The sequence below is a fragment of the Streptococcus sp. UBA3373 genome, assembly GCF_002360305.1.
GTDB classification, from domain to species: Bacteria; Bacillota; Bacilli; order Lactobacillales; family Streptococcaceae; genus Streptococcus; species Streptococcus alactolyticus.
Genome location: NZ_DEQF01000004.1, coordinates 1 through 6,781, shown reverse-complemented (window position 1 = coordinate 6,781; position 6,781 = coordinate 1). Strand labels below are relative to the sequence as shown.

Sequence of the window (6,781 nt, the reverse complement as noted above, 5' to 3'; positions counted from 1 at the left end):
GTGATGCCTGAAATGGATGGGGTTGAAGCAACCTTGACCCTCTTAAAAAAATGGAAAAAAGCAAAGATTCTCGTGCTAACGTCTTACTTGGATAATGAAAAAGTTTACCCCGTCATTAATGCAGGAGCGAAGGGTTATATGTTAAAAACGTCTAGCGCGGCTGAAATTCTAAATGCTATTCAAAAAGTGGCGCGTGGGGATTTAGCTATTGAAACCGAAGTGGATAAAAAAATCAAAAATCACGACCACATTAGAGAATTGCATGAAGATTTGACTGGTAGGGAACGTGATATTCTAAGGCTTTTGGCTAAAGGTTATGACAATCAAACCATTGCTGATGAATTGTTTATTTCCTTAAAAACCGTCAAAACCCACGTTTCTAATATCCTATCTAAACTAGATGTTGATGACCGTACCCAAGCGGTTGTTTATGCCTTTAAACATCATTTAGTTCCTCAAGATGACGAATAATGGTATAATAAAAGGGTACTTGTCTCATTTAGAAAGGAGATGGAAAGAGAAAGCTTAGAAACTCTTTCCGCAGTGATAAGATGGATGCAAAGCTAAAATACAAAGCCAAAAAAGTAAAAATTGTCTTTTTTGATATTGACGATACCTTGCGTGTCAAAGCGACAGGGTATATGCCAGAGTCTATTCAATACGTGTTTAAAAGCCTAAAAGACAAAGGTATTTTGACAGGAATTGCTTCAGGACGTGCTCTTTATGGTGTGGTTCCAGAAATCAAAGCCTTGGAGCCTGATTATTTTGTCACTATTAACGGGACTTACGTTGTTGATAAAAAAGGGCAAGAGATTGTAAATAACCCATTGCCACGCGATATTGTTGCCAAATACGTTGAATGGGCAAAATCAGAAGGTATCGAGTACGGTTTTGCAGGTAAGGACAAGCCTGTGGTATCCAAACGTTGCGACCTAGTTGACAATGCTTTGGAACCTGTTTATGGCATTTGCGACGTTGACTCTGATTTTTACCTCACTAATGATGTTTACCATATGTGGACGTTTTCTGAGCGCAATGACCAATTGCAATTGCCAGAAGAGTTAGCGTCACAAATTCGTCTTGTGCCTTGGCATGAGCATTCATCTGATGTCGTTCAAAAAGACATTTCAAAAGCCTCAGGGGTGGCTCATGTTCTTGAAAAGAACAATTGGAAACCTCTAAATGCCATGATGTTTGGCGATGGACCAAATGACATGGAAATATTTGACTATGTTGGCTTGACTGTAGCAATGGGAAATGCCGTCCCTGAACTCAAAGAAAAAGCTGACTTTGTCACAAAAACAGTAGAAGAAGATGGCATTTTATATGCCTTGGAGGAATTCGGTTTGGTAGAAAAACAATTACATTTTCCACAAGTTGATCTTGAAAACGTTGAAGGTCCAGTAGCAATTATTAAAACAAATCATGGGGATATGAAGATGAAACTCTTCCCAGAACACGCTCCAAAAACCGTAGCTAACTTTGTTGCTTTGGCAAAAGACGGTTATTATGATGGCATCATTTTCCACCGTATTATTCCTGAATTCATGATTCAAGGTGGTGACCCAACAGGTACTGGTATGGGTGGCCAATCTATCTATGGCGATAGCTTTGAAGATGAATTTTCAGAAGAACTTTACAATGTTCGTGGTGCTCTTTCAATGGCCAATGCTGGCCCAAACACTAACGGTAGCCAATTCTTCATCGTTCAAAATAGCAAAATTCCATATGCTCAAAAAGAATTGGAACGCGGTGGCTGGCCAAAACCAATCGCTGAATTGTATGCTGCTAAAGGTGGGACACCACACCTTGACCGTCGCCACACTGTCTTTGGACAAATTATGGATGACGCTTCATACAAAGTATTGGATGAGATTGCCAATGTTGAGACAGGAGCTCAAGACCGCCCGGTTGAAGATGTTGTCATCAAAACAATTGAGGTAGTGGATGAATGAAAATTGGTGACAAACTCACTGGAACAATAACAGGTATAAAACCTTATGGTGCCTTTGTTGCCTTAGATAATGGGACGACAGGTCTGATTCACATTTCAGAAATCAAGTCAGGATATGTGGATAATATCCATCAATTTCTCAAAATCGGTGAGCAGGTCTTGGTTCAGGTGGTGGATTTTGACGAATACACCAAAAAAGTGAGCCTATCGCTTCGTACGCTCGAAGAAGGCAAAAACTACGGCCATCGCCACCATCGTTTTTCAAACAGTCACTATAAAATCGGCTTTGAACCTTTAGAGCAGCACTTGCCCATTTGGATTGAAGAAAGTTTGAAAACCTTATCTAAAGAAGACTAAAAAAACACCGTGCTAGTAAGCTTAAAGCTCTAGCGCGGTGTTTTTGGTTTATATAGAGAGAAGCTGTAAATGGCAAGTTCAAGCTATTAATCGTTAAAATCGTATAAAGTTGTTGAGAGGTAGCGTTCGCCATTATCTGGAAGTAGAGCGAGAACTTTTTTGCCTTTGCCCAGTTCTTTGGCTTTTTCTATAGCAGCGTAAATAGCAGCACCAGAAGAAATACCAGCAAGGAAGCCTTCTTGACTACCCAATTGTCTGCTTGTCGCGATGGCGTCGTCAGAAGTCACTCGAATAATGTCATCATAAGCCTTGACATCAAGAGTTTCTGGAATAAAGCCAGCTGAAATCCCTTGAATTTTGTGCGGACCAGGTTTTTCACCTGAAAGGACGGCCGACTCATCTGCCTCAACGGCATAGACTTTGACATTAGGGTTGGCTTTTTTGAGGGCGTGTGAAACTCCTGTTATGGTTCCACCAGTTCCCACACCAGCAACAAAAGCATCTAAGCCAGTTGGGCCAAAGGTGTCAATGATTTCAGCACCTGTTGTTTCCTCATGAACCGCAGGGTTAGAAGGATTGGCAAATTGGAGTGGCAACCAAGCCCCTTTTTCTTTGGCGATTTCCTTGGCTTTTTCAATGGCACCTTTCATCCCTTCGCTACCAGGTGTCAAGACCAATTCAGCCCCATAAGCTCGAATGATTTTTCGGCGTTCAATACTCATGGTTTCAGGCATGACGATGATAACCTTGTAGCCTTTAGCAGAGCCAACCCAAGTCAATCCAATCCCAGTATTACCAGATGTTGGTTCAACAATAGTATCACCAGGTTTGATGATACCTTTCTTTTCAGCGTCCTCAATCATGCGCAAGGCAATGCGATCTTTGACTGATGACCCTGGATTAAAAGCTTCTAATTTGATGTAAACATCTGCAGCATCCTCAGGGACAATGCGATTGAGTTTAACAATCGGTGTTTTTCCAACTAATTCTGTAATCGAGTTATAAATATGTGACATGTAACCACCCCTCGTTGATAAATTGATAGACAAAGTATAATCCCAATAGCCCCATTTGTAAAATACCTATTTTTTATCAAAGTGATAAGAATAGGCTATCACAGGTCAACCTCCACAATTTTAGCCCCTTCTTTTTGGAAAGTGACTTTTCCTTGGTAAAATTCAATGAGTCGTTGGCTGACGTCTTCGACAGCATCAGCGTCGAGGTAAATAAAAGTGGTAACCTGCTCAAGAAAAGTGGTGTCGCATTCTTGAAGATTTTCTGCTTGCAAAAAGTTAGCAAAAACTTGGTATTGTGGATAAGTCAGCGTGATTTTAAGGCCTTCTTGCTCTTTGACTTCTACAATTCCAATCTCTTTTAAAGCATTGGCTACACTTCCTGAATAAGCCCGAATCAGCCCACCAGCTCCCAGCTTAATACCACCAAAATACCGTGTCACAACAGCAACCACATTGGTTAATCCTTGTTTTTCCAATACGGTCAACATAGGAACACCAGCTGTTCCGCTGGGCTCTCCATCGTCACTCGAACGTTTGATAAGCGCATCTTCCCCAACAATCATAGCCGAGCACGAGTGCGTGGCTTTGTAGTGTTCTTTTTTGACCTCCGCGATAAATTGACGCCCCTCGTCCTCAGTGCTAATCCGTTTCAATTGGCAAATAAAGCGTGATTTTTTAATGTCTTCTTCACAAATTCCGTCGTTTTTAATGGTTTTATAGTTCATACCCAAATTCTACAAAATTTTAGACTATTTGGCAAAAATTTTCGAATAAAGAAGTATGAACTCATTAGAACACTATTATGGAAGATTATTTACTTCAGAACAATTAACAGATGCCTTAAAAAAGCAGGCTAAGGCTCTTCCCGCTATGATAGATCACAAGACTCATGCAGAGTGTTGTCGTTGTGGCAGCAAGGTTTTCTCGAATTACCAATTACAAACAGGAGCCTTGTATTGTCGAGAATGTCTGGTTTTTGGACGAAATACAAATCAGCAGTCCTTGTATTATTTCCCACAAAAGCCATTTCCAAAAGAAGATGTTTTGGTTTGGAAGGGTCAATTAACCCCTTATCAAGAAAATATATCGCAAGGCATGTTGAAAGCTATCGCGGCTAAAAAAGATTTATTGGTCCATGCCGTAACAGGGGCAGGTAAGACAGAGATGATTTACCACGCTATTGCGACCGTGATTGCTAATGGTGGTTGTGTTGGATTAGCCAGCCCTCGAATTGATGTATGCCTTGAATTGTACAAGCGTCTGTCACAAGATTTTGCTTGTAAGATTAGTTTGCTGTATGGAGGATCCGAAAAATACCAACGTGCTCCACTAGTGATTTCAACAACTCATCAATTATTGAAATTCTATCAAGCCTTTGATTTGTTGATTATTGATGAAGTGGACGCCTTTCCCTTTGTGGATAATCACCTGTTGTATCACGCAGTCGAGCAATCGCTCAAAAAAGAGGGGAGCAAGATTTACCTCACAGCCACCTCCACAGACCAGTTGGACAAACAGGTGCAAAGCGGTAAATTAGCTAAGCTGCATTTACCTAGACGATTTCATGCGAATCCTCTCGTCGTTCCCAAAAACATTTGGCTGAGTGGTGTTTTAAAGCACATGCAAAAAGGCCAACTTCCTAGAGCCTTCATGAAAATCTTGACAAAACAGCGTCAGACTAAGTATCCCTTACTCATCTTTTTTCCAAATATCGCACAAGGTCAGGTATTTACAAAGATTTTAAAAACGTATTTGCCACACGAAAATATCGCTTTTGTGTCCAGTCAGACGGAAAACCGTTTGGAAATCGTCAATCAATTTAGGCAGCAAGAGTTATCGATTTTAGTGACAACAACGATTTTGGAACGAGGGGTAACCTTTCCTTGTGTGGACGTTTTTGTTATGCTAGCCCACCATCGCCTATACACCAAAAGTGCCCTCGTGCAAATTTCTGGGCGTGTCGGTCGTGCCAAGGAGCGTCCGACAGGCGCACTATTATTTTTACATGAAGGCATTACGAAACCAATGACTAAGGCAATTGCTGAAATTAAAGAAATGAATAAAAGAGGTGGTTTTTAGTGGAATGTTTGCTATGCCGTCAGGTATTTTCAGAAACAGAACGGTTTTTAAACATTATCTTAATGGCAAAAGACAGTGACGGTGTCTGTTCGACTTGCCAAAATAGCTTTGAAAAAATTGGGGATTCACATTGCCCAACCTGTTTTCGAAAAGGTGAGATAAGGACCTGCTTAGATTGTCATGAGTGGAAAAAACAAGACCATCGGGTTCAACACGAAGCCCTTTTTACCTATAATGCATTTATGAGAGACTATTTTTCCAAATACAAGTTTCAAGGAGATATGGTACTAAGTCAAGTTTTAGCTAAACCAATTAAAAATCATCTGAAATACTACAAAGATTACACCTTAGTGCCAGTTCCTCTTAGCCCAGAGCGGCTAAGAGACAGGCAATTTAACCAAGTTACCGCCTTTTTAGATAGTGCCGGACTGTCTTATCAAGATATTTTAGAAAAGACAGATGTTCAAAAACAGTCAGATAAAAACAGACATGAGCGTCTAAAAAGTCAAAATCCTTTTACCATAAAAAGCCAAAAATCATTGCCAGAGCGAGTCCTCATTGTTGATGATATTTACACAACAGGCGCAACTCTCAAAGGCATTTACGATTTATTGCATCAGGCAGGCGTTAAAAATGTAAAAAGTTTTAGTATTGCACGGTAAACACTTGCAAATTTTCATGAAAGCAGTATAATAGAGTTATAAAAAGAAAGCGCTTTTTTAAAGCAAGAAAGAGGTAGCCTATGATTAAATATAGTATTCGTGGAGAGAACATTGAAGTAACTGACTCTATCCGTAACTATGTCGAATCAAAGCTCGGAAAAATTGAGAAATATTTTTATGCCGAACAAACTTTGGACGCGCGTGTAAACCTCAAAGTTTACCGTGAAAAAACTGCAAAAGTTGAAGTGACCATCTTAGTTGATTCTATTATGCTAAGAGCAGAAGATGTTTCACAAGATATGTACGGCTCTATTGACTTGGTAACAGACAAAATTGAACGTCAAATTCGTAAAAACAAAACTAAAATTGCGAAAAAACACCGTGAAAAATTGCCAACAAGTCATATTTTCACAAGCGAATTTGAAGCTGAAACTGTCGAAGAAGAACCAGCAGCAAAAGTGGTTCGTACAAAACATGTTAGCTTGAAGCCTATGGATATTGATGAAGCGCTTCTTCAAATGGACCTTTTAGGACATGACTTCTTCATTTACACTGACGCAGAAGATGCAACAACAAACGTTCTTTACCGTCGTGAAGATGGACAAGTTGGACTAATCGAAGCAAAATAATGAATTAGAAAATACTCTCAAGTTCATGCCTTCCTTAGAACTTGGGAGTATTTTTTATTTTAAAAAAGTGTTGACAAAGGAAAA

The 6,781-nt window shown here is 39.9% G+C and carries 8 protein-coding genes; 6 read left to right on the top strand and 2 right to left on the bottom strand.

Features of this window, described 5'->3' with window-relative positions; translation table 11 throughout:
• The 3 genes from B3R79_RS00715 to B3R79_RS00705 form a co-directional block, all read left to right on the top strand.
• Positions 1–471, top strand: a 471-nt coding sequence (locus B3R79_RS00715; RefSeq protein ID WP_293693162.1) for a LuxR C-terminal-related transcriptional regulator, incomplete at its 5' end; no start/stop codon positions are given.
• 80 nt (positions 472–551) lie between these two features.
• On the top strand, positions 552–1,955 hold the full coding sequence (locus B3R79_RS00710) for a bifunctional Cof-type HAD-IIB family hydrolase/peptidylprolyl isomerase (RefSeq protein ID WP_293693161.1): 1,404 nt from the start codon (positions 552–554) through the stop codon (positions 1,953–1,955).
• Positions 1,952–2,311: a S1 RNA-binding domain-containing protein gene (locus tag B3R79_RS00705; protein ID WP_154454635.1), complete on the top strand. Its 360-nt coding sequence runs from the start codon at positions 1,952–1,954 to the stop codon at positions 2,309–2,311. Before B3R79_RS00710 ends, B3R79_RS00705 begins: the two co-directional genes overlap by 4 nt.
• 86 nt (positions 2,312–2,397) lie before the next feature.
• Here the strand turns inward: B3R79_RS00705 and cysK are convergent, their stop codons facing one another.
• Entirely contained in the window at positions 2,398–3,327 is a 930-nt protein-coding gene (gene cysK / locus B3R79_RS00700; RefSeq protein ID WP_293693160.1) for a cysteine synthase A, read from the bottom strand.
• Between the two features lie 98 nt (positions 3,328–3,425).
• The gene (locus tag B3R79_RS00695; protein WP_154454633.1) at positions 3,426–4,052 is read right to left on the bottom strand and encodes a YigZ family protein; all 627 of its coding nucleotides are present in this window, start codon (positions 4,050–4,052) and stop codon (positions 3,426–3,428) included.
• Between the two features lie 55 nt (positions 4,053–4,107).
• Between B3R79_RS00695 and B3R79_RS00690 the strand changes: the two genes are divergently transcribed.
• The 3 genes from B3R79_RS00690 (at position 4,108) to hpf (ending at position 6,697) form a co-directional block, all read left to right on the top strand.
• Positions 4,108–5,406, top strand: a complete 1,299-nt coding sequence (locus tag B3R79_RS00690; protein ID WP_293693159.1) for a DEAD/DEAH box helicase — start codon at positions 4,108–4,110, stop codon at positions 5,404–5,406.
• Entirely contained in the window at positions 5,406–6,068 is a 663-nt protein-coding gene (locus B3R79_RS00685; RefSeq protein WP_293693158.1) for a ComF family protein, read from the top strand. The genes B3R79_RS00690 and B3R79_RS00685 overlap by 1 nt, the downstream gene beginning before the upstream one ends.
• 80 nt (positions 6,069–6,148) lie before the next feature.
• Complete coding sequence (hpf, locus tag B3R79_RS00680) at positions 6,149–6,697, top strand: ribosome hibernation-promoting factor, HPF/YfiA family (protein ID WP_168261312.1); 549 nt, start codon at positions 6,149–6,151, stop codon at positions 6,695–6,697.
• Positions 6,698–6,781: the final 84 nt, after the last annotated feature.